The sequence below is a fragment of the Pseudoalteromonas sp. S2893 genome (assembly GCF_005887105.1).
GTDB lineage: Bacteria > Pseudomonadota > Gammaproteobacteria > Enterobacterales > Alteromonadaceae > Pseudoalteromonas > Pseudoalteromonas atlantica.
This window is the reverse complement of record NZ_PNCY01000033.1, coordinates 1-16,468: the sequence shown is the minus strand read 5'-3', so window position 1 is coordinate 16,468 and position 16,468 is coordinate 1. Positions and strand designations below refer to the sequence as shown.

General features: G+C 41.2%; 17 protein-coding genes and 1 tRNA gene. 7 read left to right on the top strand and 11 right to left on the bottom strand.

Going from position 1 to position 16,468, the window contains the following annotated elements; all coding sequences use genetic code 11:
• Positions 1-2: 2 nt before the first annotated feature.
• Positions 3-821 carry a symmetrical bis(5'-nucleosyl)-tetraphosphatase gene (locus tag CWC04_RS15515; protein WP_138685847.1) on the top strand — a complete coding sequence of 273 codons (819 nt, stop codon included), beginning with the start codon at positions 3-5 and terminating at the stop codon, positions 819-821.
• 112 nt (positions 822-933) lie between these two features.
• On the top strand, positions 934-2,949 hold the full coding sequence (locus CWC04_RS15510; RefSeq protein WP_126005891.1) for a methyl-accepting chemotaxis protein: 2,016 nt from the start codon (positions 934-936) through the stop codon (positions 2,947-2,949).
• 86 nt (positions 2,950-3,035) lie between these two features.
• On the opposite strand, the gene CWC04_RS15505 is transcribed toward CWC04_RS15510, so the two are convergent.
• Together CWC04_RS15505 and CWC04_RS15500 are read right to left on the bottom strand one after the other, a co-directional pair.
• Positions 3,036-5,222, bottom strand: a complete 2,187-nt coding sequence (locus tag CWC04_RS15505; RefSeq protein ID WP_024031514.1) for a YgiQ family radical SAM protein — start codon at positions 5,220-5,222, stop codon at positions 3,036-3,038.
• Between the two features lie 105 nt (positions 5,223-5,327).
• Positions 5,328-7,529 (bottom strand): bifunctional diguanylate cyclase/phosphodiesterase, encoded by a 2,202-nt coding sequence (locus CWC04_RS15500; protein ID WP_138685846.1) that lies wholly within the window; start codon positions 7,527-7,529, stop codon positions 5,328-5,330.
• A 141-nt stretch (positions 7,530-7,670) separates the two neighbouring features.
• Between CWC04_RS15500 and CWC04_RS15495 the strand changes: the two genes are divergently transcribed.
• Both CWC04_RS15495 and CWC04_RS15490 read left to right on the top strand, forming a co-directional pair.
• A complete protein-coding gene (locus CWC04_RS15495) occupies positions 7,671-8,252 on the top strand; it encodes an SRPBCC family protein (RefSeq protein WP_138685845.1) in 582 nt (193 codons plus the stop codon).
• The gene (locus CWC04_RS15490; protein ID WP_138685844.1) at positions 8,221-9,108 is read left to right on the top strand and encodes a TIGR03899 family protein; all 888 of its coding nucleotides are present in this window, start codon (positions 8,221-8,223) and stop codon (positions 9,106-9,108) included. The genes CWC04_RS15495 and CWC04_RS15490 overlap by 32 nt, the downstream gene beginning before the upstream one ends.
• 24 nt (positions 9,109-9,132) lie before the next feature.
• Here the strand turns inward: CWC04_RS15490 and CWC04_RS15485 are convergent, their stop codons facing one another.
• From CWC04_RS15485 to CWC04_RS15450, 8 genes are all read right to left on the bottom strand, one after another.
• The gene (locus CWC04_RS15485) at positions 9,133-9,903 is read right to left on the bottom strand and encodes a TIGR04219 family outer membrane beta-barrel protein (RefSeq protein WP_004585848.1); all 771 of its coding nucleotides are present in this window, start codon (positions 9,901-9,903) and stop codon (positions 9,133-9,135) included.
• Positions 9,904-9,906: 3 nt separating this feature from the next.
• A complete protein-coding gene (locus CWC04_RS15480) occupies positions 9,907-10,893 on the bottom strand; it encodes a DUF2333 family protein (RefSeq protein WP_004585847.1) in 987 nt (328 codons plus the stop codon).
• A gap of 8 nt (positions 10,894-10,901) precedes the next feature.
• Positions 10,902-11,414: a copper chaperone PCu(A)C gene (locus CWC04_RS15475; RefSeq protein WP_138685843.1), complete on the bottom strand. Its 513-nt coding sequence runs from the start codon at positions 11,412-11,414 to the stop codon at positions 10,902-10,904.
• A 79-nt stretch (positions 11,415-11,493) separates the two neighbouring features.
• Positions 11,494-11,820 (bottom strand): hypothetical protein, encoded by a 327-nt coding sequence (locus tag CWC04_RS15470; RefSeq protein WP_024031509.1) that lies wholly within the window; start codon positions 11,818-11,820, stop codon positions 11,494-11,496.
• 9 nt (positions 11,821-11,829) lie between these two features.
• Entirely contained in the window at positions 11,830-12,036 is a 207-nt protein-coding gene (locus CWC04_RS15465; protein ID WP_024031508.1) for a PspC domain-containing protein, read from the bottom strand.
• Positions 12,037-12,046: 10 nt separating this feature from the next.
• The gene (locus tag CWC04_RS15460; RefSeq protein WP_138685842.1) at positions 12,047-12,739 is read right to left on the bottom strand and encodes a PspA/IM30 family protein; all 693 of its coding nucleotides are present in this window, start codon (positions 12,737-12,739) and stop codon (positions 12,047-12,049) included.
• A gap of 245 nt (positions 12,740-12,984) precedes the next feature.
• A complete protein-coding gene (dusA, locus tag CWC04_RS15455) occupies positions 12,985-13,974 on the bottom strand; it encodes a tRNA dihydrouridine(20/20a) synthase DusA (RefSeq protein ID WP_126005878.1) in 990 nt (329 codons plus the stop codon).
• Positions 13,975-14,055: 81 nt separating this feature from the next.
• A complete protein-coding gene (locus CWC04_RS15450) occupies positions 14,056-14,676 on the bottom strand; it encodes a MarC family protein (RefSeq protein WP_004589061.1) in 621 nt (206 codons plus the stop codon).
• A gap of 94 nt (positions 14,677-14,770) precedes the next feature.
• On the opposite strand from CWC04_RS15450, the gene CWC04_RS15445 reads away from it, so the two are divergent.
• The 3 genes from CWC04_RS15445 to CWC04_RS15435 all read left to right on the top strand — a co-directional run bounded on the left by CWC04_RS15445 (position 14,771) and on the right by CWC04_RS15435 (position 16,170).
• Complete coding sequence (locus CWC04_RS15445; protein WP_029773280.1) at positions 14,771-15,205, top strand: transcriptional repressor; 435 nt, start codon at positions 14,771-14,773, stop codon at positions 15,203-15,205.
• Positions 15,206-15,277: 72 nt separating this feature from the next.
• Positions 15,278-15,745, top strand: a complete 468-nt coding sequence (locus CWC04_RS15440; RefSeq protein WP_029773279.1) for a chemotaxis protein CheX — start codon at positions 15,278-15,280, stop codon at positions 15,743-15,745.
• A complete protein-coding gene (locus CWC04_RS15435) occupies positions 15,742-16,170 on the top strand; it encodes a secondary thiamine-phosphate synthase enzyme YjbQ (protein ID WP_054983902.1) in 429 nt (142 codons plus the stop codon). Before CWC04_RS15440 ends, CWC04_RS15435 begins: the two co-directional genes overlap by 4 nt.
• A 186-nt stretch (positions 16,171-16,356) precedes the next feature.
• Here CWC04_RS15435 and CWC04_RS15430 read toward each other — a convergent pair.
• Positions 16,357-16,432: transfer RNA gene (locus CWC04_RS15430), tRNA-Gly, on the bottom strand.
• Positions 16,433-16,468 lie beyond the last annotated feature (36 nt).

Genomic DNA, 16,468 nt, shown 5'->3' with positions numbered 1-16,468 from the left:
CCATGGCTGATTACGCAATTGGTGATTTACAAGGCTGCTTTAAAGAGTTTAGCCGCTTGCTCAAACGGGTTGACTTTAACCCAAGCAAAGATCACCTTTATTTAGTGGGCGATATCGTCGCACGTGGGCCGGACTCCCTAGCCTGCCTAGATTATATTTATCGCCATCAAGACAGCATGAGTGTTACTTTAGGCAATCATGATTTACACATGGTTGCCTGTCACTATCTTAATAAGCCAATAAACCCCAAAGATAAACTCGGTGCTATTTTTGATAGTAAAAAGCTTCATCACTATATCGCCTATTTGCAAACTCAGCCGCTTGCTATTTATTTAGCGCAGCACCGCAGCTTTATATCGCATGCAGGGCTTAACCCTAATTGGTCTATAGAAAGCGCACTTAAACACGCACAGTTTGCTCAGCGTTGTTATCAATCGGCAAATGCTAAGCACTTTTTTGAAAAAATGTATCAGCCCCACCCCGCTATATGGCATGACGATTTAAACGAATTTGATAAGTTTAGATACATTGTTAACTACTTTACCCGCATGCGCTTTTTAACTAGCAACAACACGTTAGAGCTTAGTGCGAAAGGCGCAATTAACGATAATAAAACGTTAACAGCCTGGTTTACTCACCCTAATATAAAAGCATTAGAAAACAACCTTATATTTGGCCATTGGGCCGCTCTTGAAGGGGTTACTCAGCTCAATCACATACATGCGCTCGATACCGGATGCGTATGGGGCGGTGCTTTAACGATGATGGATTTGCAAACTAAGCAAAAAATAGTAGAAAAGCCGACGCTTTTATCTAAATAAACTGTAAAACCCCAGTACATATGTTAAATTTAAATTAATAGATATTAATTGCTTAACTTATTGGTTAAAAAGCCGATAAGATGTGATTGAAGTACTTTAATTGGAAATCCATATGAATCTGACAGTAAGCCAACGAATTTGGTGTGGTTTTATATTTATCACCTTATTACTCATAATCATTGGTGGTAACTCTTTAATAAAAATTGCGAGCATTGACCGCTCTACCCAGCAGGTAAACCAGTTATCACTGCCCGCGCTTAATAAAAGCTCAGAACTACAAGCTGAATTTATTTTAATGAGTAAAGCAGCCCAAGCTAGTTTTTATACCACCTCAAGCGCACAGCTCACCCCTATAAAACAAAAAGTACTTGAGCAAAAAGACAAATTCAACTCGCTGCACGCCGACCTTCAACGTGTAGTAAAAAACGATGCATCACTGAGTCAAAAAAGCCAAGCAGTAGAAAAAACCTACTTAAGCTTTTTAGGTACGGTCGAAAACCTATTAGCTGATAAAGATAAACAACTGGCACTTAATAAAACCCTCACAGCACAGCTTGAAACAATTGAGATTGCAGCTGAAGATGCCAATTCAGTCGTGCTTGATATCACAGATATTACTAACTTTGAGCAAAACCACCCACGCGCTTACCAAGCTGCCAATAACTTAGAAAACAACTTTATGTCTGTGGTGAGTAACAGTACCGATATGCTCACGGTTAAAACGACAAACACCCTAGATATTGTAAAAAATGAGCAAGCTTATTACCTTGACGAAGTTATTCGTACTTTAGCGTTAATAAAGCCAGCTATAGAGCAAGATAACAACGACCTATACAGTGATTTACAAGCATACGTTGATACGCTAATAGAAAATATTAGCGGCAATAATAGCCTAGCGGCCAATAAGCAGCGCCTTATTGACGCTATCGCACTTACCGAAAAAGAACTTGCCCAATCAGAGCAAGCAACCACTATGGCACTGTCGCAAATTGATGATTTAGTAACACAAGCAAGTACTGTGGCTTACAAATTACAAGAAGGTGTTCGCGAGGATGTAGATTCAGCGACGCTCTGGACATGGGCAGGCATGATCATCGCAACGTTAATTGCAATTGCAATTGCGATCCTTACCGTTAATAGAATCACTAAGCCACTGGCTGAGGTTAATCGGATTTTAGATATTGTTGCCAGCGGTGATATGACCCAACGCTTAGATGACTCTGCAAAAGATGAATTTGGCGAGCTATCAAAAAGCTGTAACACCCTTATAGATAGCCTACGTAGCTTAATTAAGGGCATTATTTCACGCTCAACTCAATTAGCAGCGGCGTCTGAGCAAACATCGGCCATTACCGGTGAGTCAAGCCAAGCTATTCGTAACCAACAAGCACAAGTAGAGCAAGCGGCAACAGCCACAACCGAAATGAGCAGCACGTCGCAAACAGTAAGCAACAGCGCACAGCAGGCACTTAACGAAATTAAAAATGCCGATAAAGAAGCTGAACGTGTAAAAGGTATTTCTCATCAAAATAAAGCCACTATTGAGCAACTTGCTCGCGAGGTGGACGATGCATCAGGTGTTATTAATAAGCTTCATCAAGACAGCGCATCAATAGGCAGTATTTTAGATGTAATACGCGGCATTGCAGAGCAAACCAACCTATTAGCACTTAACGCTGCAATTGAAGCAGCACGTGCCGGTGAATATGGCCGAGGTTTTGCGGTAGTAGCTGATGAAGTACGCTCACTGGCAAGCAAAACGCAAGAGTCGACCCAAGAGATACAATCTATGATTGAATCGCTTCAAAGTGGCGCAGAAGCGGCTGTAACAGCAATGGATAAAGGTAAACAGCAAGCAGAGTCATGTGTTGAACAAAGCGACTTAGCAAGCAGCGCATTAGACTCAATTACACTTGCCGTATCGCAAGCACACGATGTAAGTGAAGAAATCTCTACCGCAGCTCAAGAGCAACAACAAGTATCACAAGAAATTAGTGAACGTTTAGAATCTATTGTAGCCATAGCCGAGCAAACTGCTGAGGGTGCAAATCAAACAAACATTTCAAGCTCAGAAGTAGCCAAACTCGCTGAAGAGCTAAGAATATCGGTAGAAAACTTTAAGGTGTAATGCACTCCTAACAGCAGTAAATTTACGCAATAAAAAACCCGATACTGTTACTCAGTATCGGGTTTTTTGTTTACTTGTTTTAACGCTTAGCGAGAAGCACGCTGGCGATTGCCGCCTACTTTAGGTTTAGTGTTAGCCTTTTTAAATTGGCTAAACCCAGTATGGCGCGTTAAGGCTGGGCGCCCTCCTTTACCTTTACCAGCGCCTTTATGTGCTTTTTCATCGCGGCCTTCTTCTGGCACTAAGCAATTTGGGCCTTTACCAATTAAATTGGCTTTCCCCATACTGCGCAGTGCATCGCGGATCATTGGCCAACCCGATGGATCGTGATAACGCAATATGGCTTTGTGTAAGCGACGTTGGCGTGCTCCTTTTGGCACGGGCACTTGCTCTTTGTTGTTTTTAATATTACGCAACGAGTTCATTTCTGTATGGTAAATGGTGGTTGCATTGGCCATAGGCGACGGGTAAAAGTTTTGTACTTGGTCTAACTTAAAGTCGTTAGATTTAAGCCACAATGCCATATTAACCATGTCTTCGTCTTTGGTACCCGGGTGCGCTGAAATAAAGTACGGTATTAAGTACTGCTTTTTACCCGCTTCTTTTGAGTACTTATCAAATAGTTCTTTAAATTGATCGTAAGCACCCATGCCCGGCTTCATCATTTTAGACAAAGGGCCATCTTCTGTGTGCTCAGGGGCAATTTTTAAATAGCCACCCACATGATGTGTAACCAGCTCTTTTACATAGCGAGGGTCTTGTACGGCTAGATCGTAACGAACGCCGGAGGCGATCAAAATCTTTTTAATGCCTTTCACTTCACGGGCTTTTTTGTATAAATCGATAGTAGGTGTATGGTCTGTATCCATGTGCTTACATATATCAGGGTAAACACATGAGAGTCGTCTACAGGTACTTTCTGCTTTTTTGCTCGTACAGCGTAATTTATACATGTTGGCCGTTGGGCCACCTAAATCAGAAATAACACCGGTAAAACCAGGTACTTTATCTCTAATTTGTTCTATTTCGTCAATAATCGACTCTTGCGAGCGACTTTGAATAATACGTCCTTCATGCTCGGTAATAGAGCAGAACGAACAGCCACCAAAACAGCCACGCATAATATTAACCGACGTTTTAATCATATCGTAGGCTGGTATTTTTGCATCACCATAACTTGGGTGCGGTATACGCTGATAAGGCAAACCAAATACATCATCCATCTCATGGGTTTCGAGCGGGAATGCCGGCGGGTTAACCCAAATAGAGCGATCGCCATGGCGCTGAAATAACGCACGAGCACAGCCTGGGTTGGTCTCTTGGTGCAAAATGCGCGAGGCATGAGCATAAAGCGGTTTATTAACGCTTACTTGCTCAAATGCAGGCAGTTTAACGTATGTTTTTTCCCACGGTTTAGGGCGCGCAGGCTGAATAGTTATTGGTTTAGCGGCCTCTGCTTTTAAATCAATTCCGGCTTGCTTAAACTCTGATTTACTACACCCAACATCATCAGCCCCATAGGGGTTTGGGATAGGGTCAATTTTGCCTATTTTATCTATCGCTGTTGAATCACTTCCGCGCCAGCCCGGTATTGGCTCTTTACGAATAACCGCTGTACCACGAATATCCTGAATTGTATCCATAGTTTCGCCAGCGGCTATACGGTGGGCTACTTCCACCAGCGGGCGCTCTGCATTACCATAAATAAGGATGTCGGCTTTGGCATCAAATAAAATACTACGGCGTACTTTTTCTTGCCAGTAGTCGTAATGCGCAATACGGCGCAAGCTTGCTTCAATACCACCAATAACAATAGGGACACCTTTATAGGCTTCACGTAAGCGCTGAGAGTAAATCATCACCGCACGGTCAGGGCGCTTGCCGCCCACATTACCTGGTGTATATGCATCGTCATGGCGCATTCGTTTTTCTGCCGTGTAGCGGTTGATCATCGAATCCATGTTGCCGGCTGTAACACCAAAAAATAAGTTTGGTTTACCAAGCCCCATAAAGGCATCTTTTGATTGCCAATCTGGCTGAGCAATTATACCTACTCTAAAGCCTTGCGCTTCAAGTACACGGCCAATAACCGCCATACCAAAACTAGGGTGATCAACATAGGCATCGCCGCTAATAATTATAATGTCGCAGCTATCCCAGCCAAGAGCATCCATTTCTTCGCGAGTGGTAGGTAAAAATGGGGCGGTGCCATAACATTCTGCCCAATATTTGGGGTATGAAAATAGCGCGCGTTCAGCTTTAAGGGAGCTCATAGTTTTGGCCGTAGAATAACAAAAGGCGCGAATTATATCCTAATACATTGCTTATTTATACAACATTGCCTAGAGATATCGCGCCTACTGTAAAGTCTGTTGATATTAAGTTTTTTTATTTCGCTCTTTAATAAACTCTAAAAGTTCATGCTCAGGCATTGGCTTAGCGTACATAAAACCTTGTACTTCATCACACCCTAAGTTTTTCAAAAACTCTGCCTGCTGCTGTGTTTCTACACCTTCAGCAATTGTTTTTAGTCCTAGTTTAGCACCAAGCGACACCACCAAAGCAGCAATAGCACCGGTATCGTTATCGGGTAAATCTTTTACAAATGCGCGGTCTATTTTAAGCCTATCAAGCGGTAAACTTTGTAAGTAACTTAATGAAGAAAAGCCCGTTCCAAAATCATCAATCGCCACTTCTACGCCTAATTCTTTTAACTCTTTTAGGGTATTGATCACGGTTTCTAATTCATCCATTACCACGCTTTCAGTCACTTCTAACTCTATATTGCATGGTTTAACATCGTACTTTTGTAAGGTGTTTTTTACTGTTTTAGCGTAGCCTTTAACCTTAAACTGCGGCACAGATACATTTACAGCAATGCAAATTTCTTCACCGAGTGCCTCTAAGCGTTTTTGCTGTTGGCAAGCTTGTTCTAAAACCCATTGGCCAATATCAACAATTAAACCGGCATCCTCTGCTAAAGGCACAAACACCGCAGGAGATATAAACGAGCCATCTTCTGATGGCCAGCGCAGCAATGCTTCACAGCCAATCAAAGACAAATCATCGAGTGAAAGCTGAGGCTGATACCACACTTGGAGCTTTTGCCGAGCAAAATCATGACGTAACTGCCTAATAATACCTAAGCGCCAAGCCATTTTGTCTTGCATATCAATATCGTAGTAAATACCCTCTTTGCATTTAAGCTTTTTAGCTTGGTTTAATGCAATATAGGCAACTTTGAGTGTATCTAACCCAGTACTTTGAAAGTCTTGCTGCTGACATAAACCAATTCTAAAATCGACAGGCAAAATATGCTCGCCAGCACTAAAAGGCACACTTAGCACGTCGTTAAATTGTTCAAGGTCAAACTCCGTTTGGCGAATAATAAAGCCAAATACATCTGCGCCAATACGCGACAATAACTTTGCGTCTGGGTAAGCATCTTTAAGCCGCTTTACAATCTCGATTAACAAATGATTGCCAATTTCTTGTCCTAAGCCATTGTTAATATCTGCAAAACCAATCACATCAATTAATACAAAAACGTAGTCATTAACGTGTGGTTTTTGATAACGCACCACCCGCTCAATAAAATTAGTACGATTAGAAATACCGGTTAGTACATCTTTGTAGGCCGCATCTCTTAGTTTTACAAACAGCCTTACGTTATCAAGGGCTACACTCACATTAGTAAGAAAAATCTCTGCAAATTGCAGCTGCGCATCACTCGGTTTATGCTCGCACTCTAAATAAATAGCAGCCTGGCGGTGCTTACTTTTAACAATAAAAGTTACGCTCGAATCAGTTTGGCAATGCTGGGCCGACTCAAAACACTGATCTACTTGTTCAAGCGCAACGCTATCAACATTAGCAAGCTTTTCACCAAAGTAGCTCTCATAATGGCCACTGCCACCTAATACTTGAATAAAGTTATCGCCATCTAGCTTACTGCATACCAACCCAACTTGTTGACACTCTAAAATAATGCCCAAGTGTTTAATAATCTCTTTGCACAACACTTTAATATCGGTAAGCCCTAAAATAGACTTTGAAGCCGAAACAATGGTGTTCATTGCATCACTTTGATACTCAAGTTGGCACACTTGCTCGTACGAGCGAATAGCGGTAATTAAAGAAGTTACTAATTTAGAACGAGTTAACTCTGTTTTTGTTTTATAATCGTTAATGTCATATTCGCGAATTACTTTTTCTTCTGGGGTGTTGCCCGCTTGGCCGGTACGTAAAATAATTCGCACATGCTGATTATTTAGCTCTTCGCGTACGCGTTTTACAACTTGCAAACCCGCATCATCAGATTCCATCACTACATCTAAAAAAATAACGGATATTGTATTATTGTTTTTGAGTATTTCGATGGCTTCGCTGCCAGAGTACGCATCGTGAAAACGCAGCCCTGCTCCCCAAAACTCTACGCCCGACAATGCAAGCTTAGTCACTGAATGTATTTCAGGATCGTCATCAACGATCAAAACATCCCAAAAATCAGTTAATTCTTGGGTTATTTCTTCTTCGCTGTCTGGCGCTAAAAATAAAAAATCGCTTTGTTCTGACGACATTATCTACCCTTTATCAGTTTTAATACTTATATAAGCTCATACCTATGTGCTAAAAATATATTTTTGGTTTATAGGCTAATTCATACTATAGTCGATTAATAAAAAGTTGTTATATTTCAAACTAAAAAACTCGTAAAAGGTGTGCCTATTAAATTTTTTAAAATCCTTATAAAAACGCTCTTATTGTTAGTTTTAGTGGCTATTTTGATTGGTTTTACCCTGCCGCAAAATTACAGCGTAAATAAAAACATACAAATAAATGCCAATGTAGCGACCGTTAAATCGCTGGTGTCTGACTTTAGCCTTTGGCATACATGGTCGCCCTGGGGCAAAGTAGATCCGTCTATCACTTTTACTTTAGGCGAACCTAGTCGCGGTATAGGCGCGCATCAATCGTGGCAAAGCGACTGGGGGTATGGAGAAATGACCATTACTTCGCTTTCGCAAAATAAAATGACCTTTAATGCGCTTTTAAAAAATGAGCATATTATTGAAGGTGAAATTACATTTACCGAAGTAGAAGGTGTGGTAAATGTAACGTGTAATATTAATGGCCAAACCAATACCCCGCTAATTTCGGGTTATCTATCAATTTTTAGTGAGTATGTATTAAGCAATACAGTGTCACTTGGCTTAAATAACTTACAAACAGTGGCGCAATTACGCGACCAAAAAACACAGCTGGATAACGATGACAGTAAAATCAGCCCAAGCGAGAATTAACCTCGCCAATATAATTGAGTCTTTACTTGGCTACCCCGTAAAAAAAATAACCACAAATACTGGGCAACCAAGTACAGATCAAAGTTACGGTTCTAAAGGCAATCTAAACCCGCTTTATCACATAAATAGCGATAACCCTATTTTAGCGCGCGCCCAAAAGCGCCAAGATTTACTGCTTATAAAACAGCAGCAAAATATAGAAACCATTTTAGCTAAAGCAATGGGGTTTTGCCCCGATGTGGCAAGTAATAAGCAACCAGATGCCGACTGGATAGAGCGCTTTATTGCCCTATGTGAAGACACCTCAAATGAATCGATGCAAACACTGTGGGCTAAAATTTTAACTGGCGAGACCCTCAACCCCGGTACATTTTCTATAAAAAGCTTACAAACACTCAAGCATATGACCCAACGCGAAGCTGATGCATTACAAAAGTGTGTATCGCTGAGCAGCTACAACGCTAAAGACGACAGTCACTTTATTTTATTAGGGTTTTATAAAAAGCCTTCGCTTTTCGACTTACTACGAAAAGGCAATAAGGTATCGCTTAATTTAGGAAAAACGGGGATCAGCTTTCCTGATATTTTAACGCTAATGGATCTTAATTTACTCTACAGAAAAGAAATAGAATCGGCGGTATTAAAAGCAGGCCAAGAACTCACCCTGTCGTTTTTATCGCAAAAAGTGACGTTAAAAGCTAAAAGCAGTGACTTAGTATTAAGCTATTACAAGTTTACCCAAACTGGCGATGAGCTTTCTAAGCTTATAAATTACCCTGTAAATAAGGTGTATAAGCAATTAATTAATAATGCATTGGAGGGAGAATTTGATTTAACGTGGCATGTTAATAAATAACACACCACGCTGTAAGCTCACTAATTAAAAGTGAACTTGAATACCCGCAAATGGGCCTGATGCGTCAATATCGGTATTAATATCATCAACATCATCTAGCTCTAACGTCATTGAGCGGTAACCTGCTTTAATAGCTACATCTACCGCTAGGTTATCAATAAGTTCATATGCTACGCCTACTTGGTAGTCTTGCACTTTACTATCGTCGATAGCTAAAAAGCTGCCTTCAAAAAACACGCTCAAACCCGTAAATGGTAAGCCTGCTTCAGCACGGCCATACGCAAGTGGCACAAAGCCCGAAAAATCTTTAGTCTCAGAGAAGTTAGTGCCGCCTTGTTGAGTAGTACCAGTTACAACAATGTCACCGTCAAACTGCTTTGCGTTTAAACCTAAATCAATTGAAATTAAATCGTTATCAAAAATTTCGTAATAAAGAATGTAATCAATGTGAGTTAAATCACTTAATGTATTTGCAGTTGTACCAACTACGTAATCTGAGCCATTAAAGCTAAACGTATCAGTAAGGGTTGCTGAGCCATTAAGTTCAAGCTCAGTGTATTTAAGCTTTAGGTTAGGAACTAATGGCACTGGGTGCTCTAGTGCCGCGTAGTAGCTAATAAAGGTTTCGTCTTCAAAATTAAAATCTTGTGGTGCGTTATCTTTGTAAGAAAACTGACCGTCGTTATCTGACTGCCAGCCATCAACACCTACATATAAACCTAATAGAGTGTCTGCCTGTGCTGCAGGGGCTAAACATGCCATTGAAAGGGCAGCTGCTAAACAATACTTTTTCATTTTTTATCCTTGAGCTAGTAGTTCGCTAAGTTCGATTAAAGCCGCATTGGCTCTTGAAATATAATTTGCCATAACTAAAGAATGATTTGCCACAAAGCCAAAACCATTCCCGTTTAATATAATTGGGCTCCACACGGTTTCTTGTGTTGCCTCAAGCTCACGTATAATTTGCTGTAAGCTTACACGTGCATTTTTCTTTTCTAATACATCAGCAAAGTCATACTCAACCGCTTGTAAAAAGTGTAATAACGCCCACGTTGCACCGCGCGACTCGTAAAACACGTCGTCTATTTCCCACCACGACGTTCTTACTTGTTGCTGAAGTGGTGTATAGGTCGCTTGCGTGTTTGAAGAATTACCGGCTAAATCGGTATTTACTTTGTCTTGGCCAACACTTGCACTTAAACGCTGACTTAAACTGCCTAAACGCTTTTCGGCTTCTTTTAACCAGCTACGTAGATTGTCTGCACGTGAATAAAATTGGCTATCGCGCTCATGCTCGTTAGCAATTTGTGAGCGGTACACAAGAAGGTAGTCTATTCCCTTTTGGTACTCTCCCTCGGCACTTGGCCATGCCCATGCTTCAGAGCTAATATTAAATTGCGGCTGCGCTTTTTTAAGGGCTTCATGTTCGGTAGATTGCGACTGTGAACGGCTAAAGTCTTTACGCATTGATAGCGCTAAATCACGCACCATTTCAAGCGCGCCATATTCCCACGCAGGCATGTCATCCATTATCACACTTGGCGGCATCACATCGTTTGATAAATACCCACCTTGCTTATCAAGTAATGTGCTAGCAACGGTAATAAGCGTTGAGGTGGTTGTATAGCCTGTTACCATTTTTTCGTTGCGTGCTTGCGCCGTTTCTTTTGCATTAGTCACTACGTTAAAACGTGCCGGCTCAATGCTCCAATAAACTGCAATAGCGTAAAAAATAATAAGTAGTACCACTAAGGCACCAGCTATTTTTCCTTTATGTTGCGACATTTATCCTCCTAGTGATGAGCGTGTTGTTTTTTAGATGGCTTTGAATGCGCAGCTTGCGCTTCAAGCGAAACCACTTGAGCATTAGTAAACAAGCGGTTACCGTCACTAAAATATAGCGTGAGTTTACGTTCTTGCCCTACTTTTAGCGGTCCTTGTGGATCAAATACCATTAAATGGTAACCACCAGGCTCAAAGCTTAGGCTTTCATGGCCCTTAATGGTGACAGCTTTAACCTGTTGCATTTTCATCATGCCGTTGACATGTTTGTGCTCATGTATTTCTACACGGCCTAAACCTTCGATGGTCGCTTTAGTTAATTTAGCAACACCACCACCGTGGTTAGAAATTGTTAAATAGCCAACACTCGACTTACTACCAGGCAAAAATGCCCTTACTTGTGCATGGCTTACTTCAAGCTTAGCTTCGTCTGTATCGTGGCTGTGCCCAGCATGTGCAGCAACCGATGACGAAAACACATTAATCATTAACGCCGAGGCCATAAAAAAGCACTGCTTCATCATCGCTTTATTCCTTGTGAAAGCATAAAATTTCACTTTAAATTTAACATAGTTAACTAATAATAGTCAGTTAAATTAAGGCTTAAGAGGTTACTTTTTTGTTATCGAGCACCAACCAGCACAGTACAGCTACAAATAATAATGGCCAGGCTATCATCACTGAACCAAATAACAGTGCCAAAATGGTGCCAACCAGCGCGACAATCCCTGCGCCTATTAACCCCATGGTCACTAAAGCCATTACGGCTACCACTGCAATAATAGCGACTAATACGCCAGCCAGCTCAAGCCCCACCCAGCTCATATCTGCAATCCACAGTGGAAACTGCCATGAATCAAAATGTATTAGCGACACTGTATCAGTAAAAAGTAACACATATACGACAACACATATTGCTAAGGTTTTCATATCCCTCTCCTAATACGCACGCTCTTCAAGACAGCAGTGAGCAATCAAATAACCAAGCGCCACTGCAAACGGAAAACTTATAAATAATAAAATTGTTACTAAGCGTGTTGACCACACTGGAAAATCAAGGCGACGCGCTAACCCACTGCATACGCCCGATATTTTTTTATTCAGTGAATCTTTGTACCAACCACGCTGTGTTTTAAAGTTATTCATACTTTACTCCTTAAGCGCTTGGCGCAGTTGTACTGGTATTACTTTGCTTAACATTGGCTTTTAAACGAGCCAGCTCTGCATCTATTTTTTCATTTTTAACTAAAGACTCAATTTGCTCAGCGGTTGATTGCGCTGTATTTGTAAGTTCATAAGCATCAACCTGTGCTTCTATGCCTTCCACTTTTTGCTCTATCATTTCAAAGCGAGACAAAGCATTTGCGACGTTGTCGCTGTGTAATTGCATGTTCACTTTTTCACGTGCAGCAACAATATCGTGGCGTTTTATTAATTGAGCTTGTTTGCTTTTAGCTTGCGCCATTTTTTGCTGTAAACGCTCACAATCTGCCGTAATTTTCTCTATCGACTCTTTTAGAGTATTTAGCTGAGTGTTTTTTGCTGCAATTTGCTCATCTACTCGCTGTTTTTCTACTAACGCAGACTTGGCTAAATCGTCACGGTTTTTAGCAACTGCCAGCTCAGCTTTTGTTTGCCACAAAGTTAAGTCTTTTTGTTTTTGTGCAATTTGGCGTTTAAGCGTTTTTTCTTCGCACAGCAAGGCTGCGGCCGTGCTTCTACATTCGTTAAGCGCTTCTTGCATTTCACTTAGCATAAGGTTGAGGAGTTTTTCTGGGTCTTCTGCTTTATCCAGCATGGCAGCAATATTGGATTGGATAACATCATTTACGCGATTAAATATACTCATTGTTTTGTCCTGTTGTTTTTAATTGATAACAACAACAGGATTCCAAGAGTTATGCCAATTAACAAAAATTTATTTATAAGCCTTTATATTCAGACAGTTAGATAACTAACACGTTATTTTAAACTGACTAAAAACTGAATGCTAATAAGCTAAAATCACTAATTTATTTATCTTTTGACTAAATTTTAGTTATAAAAAAACCACTTTATAAAGTGGTTTTTTTATAACTGGTCAACGCTTTAGTATTACTCAGGCACAAAACTTAATGCTTTATCCATTACCGACAAATCAGCCTGTTTACCGTGACCGTTTTCTGAAAGGTGACGTCTAAATCCGCGCGCCCCTGGCTGCCCCTGAAAAATCCCCAGCATATGGCGTGCTATATGCCAAAAGTTAGCACCTAAACGCATTTCTTCTTCTATGTAATCATACATAGCGCGCACCACATCGTGACGAGTCTGAGTATTGGCCACCTCACCGTAAATCTTTTCATCCACCTCATTAAGCATAAATGGATTACTATATGCTTCGCGACCAATCATAACGCCATCTATATGCGCTAAATGCGCTAGGCTTTCTTCAATTGTTTTAACGCCGCCATTAATGCTTAAATCGAGCTGTGGGTAGTCTTTTTTTAGTTGGTAGACGCGTGGGTAATCAAGAGGCGGTACTTCACGATTTTCTTTAGGGCTTAAACCATTTAACCACGCTTTACGGGCATGAATAATAAAGTCATCACAGCCAACTTTATGGCTGGCTTCAATTAATGCGCATAAAAACTCATACGAGTCTTGCTCATCAATACCGATTCGTGTTTTTACCGTAACAGGAATACTAACTTCGCTTTTCATTGCCGCAACACACTGTGCAACCAGCTCAGGCTCGGCCATTAGGCATGCACCAAAGCGCCCGTTCTGTACTCTATCTGAAGGGCAGCCTACATTTAAGTTAATCTCATCGTAACCGCGCTCACCAGCAAGCTTTGCACACTTTGCTAGCGCCTCGGGATCAGAACCCCCCAGCTGCAAAGCAACCGGCCCCTCGTGCTGATTAAAGTGTAGGTAATCGCCGCGACCAAATAAAATCGCCCCCGTGGTGATCATCTCAGTGTATAAAACAGCGTGCTTAGTCATCTTACGATGAAAAGTGCGACAATGACGATCAGTCCAATCAAGCATGGGTGCAACAGAAAAACGTCTGTTTAACGTTGGATTATCTAATGTGCGTTTTTGCAATGTAAAAGCCTCGGGGATTATAAGTAAATGCGCCCATAAAAAGGCGCTGTATTTTACACAAAAGCCTAATTAGCATCAATGTTAGCTGTATATTTGTAAACCAAAATAATGCGCGATACCGTTGAGTATATTTGTAACTGCCACAGAGCTTAAAATTAACCCCATGATTCTACTTATAATACTTGCGCCACTGTCGCCTATTAATTTATGCACATGATTTGCGAGTAACAACAGCACAAGTACAACAACTAATACAACCAACATCATCGACGATGTAGTAACTTGCTCAACCCACGTGTATTCTTCGTTGCGGGTCATCAGTACTGCGCCAAGCATGGCGCCTGGGCTTGCTATAGAGGGAATGGCTAGCGGAAAAATAGCGGTTTCTGTGCTGTCGCGCACACTTTTAATCTCAGACTCGGGCTTACTTTCACCAAAAATCATTGAAAGCGCAAAAATAAGCAGGACTATGCCCCCGGCTATTTGAAACGCCGACAGCGGTATTTCTATTGCATTTAATAGCTGCTCACCGGCAATAACAAAAAAGAGTAAAACCACAGCGGATACACCCACGGCTTTAAAAACAACTTTTCGTTTAAACTTTTCATCTTCCCCACGTGTCACAGCAATAAATACAGGCACTGTACCTATAGGGTCTATCACCGCAAAAAAGAAAATAAATATAGCTACCAGTTCATGCATTAATGGGGTTCCTAGATAAAAAGTGTTTAATAAAAACGCTGCAAGTACAACACAGTATGTTAGTATATCACGGTAGCGTAAGGATAAGAGAATGATGAATATAGAATCACTCGTAAGTAAAGCAAAACAAGTTTGTGACAACCGTGGTGCGCGTTTTACGCCTATCCGCGAAAAAGTATTTCGCCTATTAGCTAGCGCCCAAGGCGGCGTTGGGGCGTACGATTTACTTGAGCAATTAAAAGTAACAGAAACAGGCGCAAAACCTGCAACAATTTACCGTGCGCTAGACTTTTTATCAGAGCTGGGCTTTATTCACAAAATAGAAAGCACCAATGCATTTATGCTTTGCCATCACTTTGATCATATTCATCCTGTGCAGCTATTAATCTGTGACAGTTGTGGTTTTGTAAAAGAGCTGCACTCTACGGTTATTTCTCACGAGCTAAACAACTTAGCAGCAGAAAGCGGCTTTGTTGTATCAGGGCAAACTATTGAAGCACACGGTAAGTGTGAGTCTTGTAGAAGCTAAACCCAAAGTTTGTTTTAAAGCTATACTCATATTTAGATAGCCACTTTAGCACCAATTTTAAGAGTACCTAACATGAATGTTGAGTTCATTAATCCATTTTTATCTTCTTTGATCAATGTGTTATCTACAATGGCACAAACCGAGTTAAAACCAGGTAAGCCGCGTATAAAAACAGACGAAGTCGCCTGTGGCGATGTATCTGGTTTAATTGGCATGGTGGGCGCGCAAACTCGTGGCTCATTTTCAATTACCTTTGATGAAAACTTAGCTCTGACCATCATGGAACGCATGCTTGGTGAGCGCCCTGACAACATAGACGATGAAGTAACTGATATGGTTGGGGAAATTACTAATATGGTTACCGGTGGAGCTAAAAACTTACTCGGCGAAAAAGGCTATGACTTTGATATGGCTACGCCAATTGTAGTTGCAGGTAAAGGCCACACCATCACACATAAAAGTAAGGGCAAAAAAATAATTATGCCATTTAGCTGTGATGCAGGCGATGCAAATATAGAAGTTAGCTTTGATAAGTTATGAGCTGGCAACAAACTCAAATAACCTTAAAACCGCGTGCTCGAGGATTTCATTTAATTGATGATGAAATACTCGCGCAGCTGAGCGAGCTGGCCAATTATAAAGTTGGCCTATTACATTTGTTTATTCAGCACACATCGGCAAGTTTAACCATAAACGAAAACGCCGATCCAACAGTGCGCATGGATATGGAAAGCCACTTTAACCATTTCGTTCCTGAGCGCCAGCCTTACTATCGTCACGATTACGAAGGTGATGATGATATGCCAGCCCATATAAAAACCAGTACGTTAGGGTGTGAATTAAGTATTCCTATAAGCAATGGGCGCTTAGCGCTAGGTACATGGCAAGGTATTTACTTAGGTGAGCATCGCGACGCTGGCGGTGCAAGACGTATTATAGCGACCTTGCAAGGCGAAACCTTTTAACCTTGTATTGACCTCCCCTCCCTAGCTTTTACCCACGCCACTTCGCATTATTTAAAACCCTTTATATCGCGCGGCGGCATGCGGCCACTCGTGCGTTTAATATTTATAAATAATTTTCGTAGCTATAAATCAGATCAAGATATTGTTTTAAAGAGATGTTTATTTTAGTGGAGTATTTAGAGAGATTGGAGCGGCACACGAGGCTCGAACTCGTGACCTCGACCTTGGCAAGGTCGCGCTCTACCAACTGAGCTAGTGCCGCTTCATATTTAGTCAGTAATTTGTCCGTTGGTGCGCC

Coding starts and splice junctions, on each gene's coding strand:
- CWC04_RS15515 (WP_138685847.1), top strand. CDS start 3: ATGGCTGATTACGCAATTGGTGATTTACAAGGCTGCTTTAAAGAGTTT.
- CWC04_RS15505 (WP_024031514.1), bottom strand. CDS start 5,222: ATGAGCTCCCTTAAAGCTGAACGCGCGCTATTTTCATACCCCAAATAT.
- CWC04_RS15475 (WP_138685843.1), bottom strand. CDS start 11,414: ATGATGAAGCAGTGCTTTTTTATGGCCTCGGCGTTAATGATTAATGTG.
- CWC04_RS15510 (WP_126005891.1), top strand. CDS start 934: ATGAATCTGACAGTAAGCCAACGAATTTGGTGTGGTTTTATATTTATC.
- CWC04_RS15485 (WP_004585848.1), bottom strand. CDS start 9,903: ATGAAAAAGTATTGTTTAGCAGCTGCCCTTTCAATGGCATGTTTAGCC.
- CWC04_RS15435 (WP_054983902.1), top strand. CDS start 15,742: ATGAGCTGGCAACAAACTCAAATAACCTTAAAACCGCGTGCTCGAGGA.
- CWC04_RS15480 (WP_004585847.1), bottom strand. CDS start 10,893: ATGTCGCAACATAAAGGAAAAATAGCTGGTGCCTTAGTGGTACTACTT.
- CWC04_RS15500 (WP_138685846.1), bottom strand. CDS start 7,529: ATGTCGTCAGAACAAAGCGATTTTTTATTTTTAGCGCCAGACAGCGAA.
- CWC04_RS15470 (WP_024031509.1), bottom strand. CDS start 11,820: ATGAAAACCTTAGCAATATGTGTTGTCGTATATGTGTTACTTTTTACT.
- CWC04_RS15445 (WP_029773280.1), top strand. CDS start 14,771: ATGAATATAGAATCACTCGTAAGTAAAGCAAAACAAGTTTGTGACAAC.
- CWC04_RS15465 (WP_024031508.1), bottom strand. CDS start 12,036: ATGAATAACTTTAAAACACAGCGTGGTTGGTACAAAGATTCACTGAAT.
- CWC04_RS15450 (WP_004589061.1), bottom strand. CDS start 14,676: ATGCATGAACTGGTAGCTATATTTATTTTCTTTTTTGCGGTGATAGAC.
- CWC04_RS15460 (WP_138685842.1), bottom strand. CDS start 12,739: ATGAGTATATTTAATCGCGTAAATGATGTTATCCAATCCAATATTGCT.
- CWC04_RS15490 (WP_138685844.1), top strand. CDS start 8,221: ATGACAGTAAAATCAGCCCAAGCGAGAATTAACCTCGCCAATATAATT.
- CWC04_RS15440 (WP_029773279.1), top strand. CDS start 15,278: ATGAATGTTGAGTTCATTAATCCATTTTTATCTTCTTTGATCAATGTG.